We start from the raw sequence: 1545 nt of genomic DNA on the forward strand, positions 1-1545 counted from the left end.
GCATCGCGGCTTTTTCAGCTGCAAGGCTATCATGCAACAGGATTAAATCAAATTATTAAAGAGAGCGGGTCGCCAAAAGGGTCTCTTTATTATTATTTTCCAAAAGGGAAAGAAGAACTGGCGATTCACGCTGTTCAATATACGAATAAATACGTCCAAGTTCAAATTAAAGAAAGTCTAAATAAATCTTCTGACGCAGCGCAGGCTATTCAGTATTTTATTGAAGAATTGTCCAAGCAGTTTGAACACGAAGAAAGCATTGCTGGTATGCCTGTTGGACTGCTGGCTGGAGAAACAGCGCTTATTAATGAACCGCTGCGCGAAGTCTGCTACGCAGCGTTTCAAGATTGGGAAAAACTTTTTAGAGAAAAAATGATAGAGAGCGGATTTAAAGAAAAGCAGGCAGGAGAGCTCGCAGTTGTGATTAACTGTATGATCGAAGGGGGGATCTTGCGTTCGTTAACGGAGAAAACAAGCGCTCCTTTGCAGCAGATTCAGCAGCAGATTCCAGTTCTTGTTCGTAAATAAAAAGTGAGGCTGGGACATAACGAAATGAATCTAATCTAAAGACTAACAATCGGAATACATGAGCTGGACTGCTTGTGACACCGCAGTTGATTTCCGTGCAAGGCTTCGCTTTCCCCCAGAGGCCGCTGAGCCTCCTGCGGGTTCTCATCTGTGCCGTTTTTCCCGCAGGAGGCTTCGCCTTGTCCTCCAATCAACAGCTAGAAGTAGCTACCTACATAAAACCTACGTTTACCATAATCATAAAAAAACACGAACTATTCATCCTTTGTGATAGATAGTTCGTGTTTCACTTTAACTAGACTATTTTGTCCTCGACTCTTTTTTATAGATTGACGGAATTTGGCATACATTGATAAAATTTAAAGTATATTTTCTGAAAATTCTATTTCTTGAAAAAGGGAAAGAAAGGAGTAGCTTGTGATTTTTACTATTATTCAAGCTGATGATACGTGGGCACTATGGGGAATTCTAGCGATTTGGGCTTMTGTTAGCATTTTTCTGGAACAAAAGTATAAGTGGGCTTCTTTTCTGTCAGGAGCTATTATTGCGCTAGCGGGAGCGCTTATCCTATCAAATTTAAAAATCATTCCAACAGAGTCTCCGGTTTATGATGCGGTTTGGGCGTATCTAGTACCGCTTGCCATTCCATTATTGTTATTTCAAGTCAACATGAAAGAATTATTTCAAGAAAGCCGGAAGMTGCTTTTTATTTTCTTAATCTGTGCAGTAGGAACGGTTATAGGGAGCACGGCAGGCTTCTTGTTATTAAAAGATTATATTCCTGAACTAGCAAAAATTGCAGCTGCTATCGGCGCTTCTTATGTAGGCGGAGGGGTTAATTTTGCTACCGTTACGGCTAAATTTGAACCATCAAGTCAAATGGTTTCCGCGACGGTGGTTGCTGATAATATGGTCATGGCTTTGCTGTTTGCCGTGTATATGTTTGTTCCTTCTATGAAGTTTTTTAGAAAACATTTTAAGACGCCTCATATTCAAGAAGTAGAGGCTGGGCAATAT

At 40.6% G+C, this 1545-nt stretch carries 2 protein-coding genes; both read left to right on the forward strand.

The genetic code is table 11. The features are described 5' to 3' along the window. Positions 1-528: TetR/AcrR family transcriptional regulator (locus AC1DRF_RS27280; protein ID WP_477742219.1), on the forward strand; the 528-nt coding region annotated here is incomplete at its 5' end. Positions 529-945: 417 nt separating this feature from the next. Then, on the forward strand, positions 946-1545 hold a 600-nt coding region (locus AC1DRF_RS27285; protein ID WP_477742220.1), incomplete at its 3' end, for a DUF819 family protein.

Source organism: Priestia sp. P5_B4 (genome assembly GCF_056400385.1).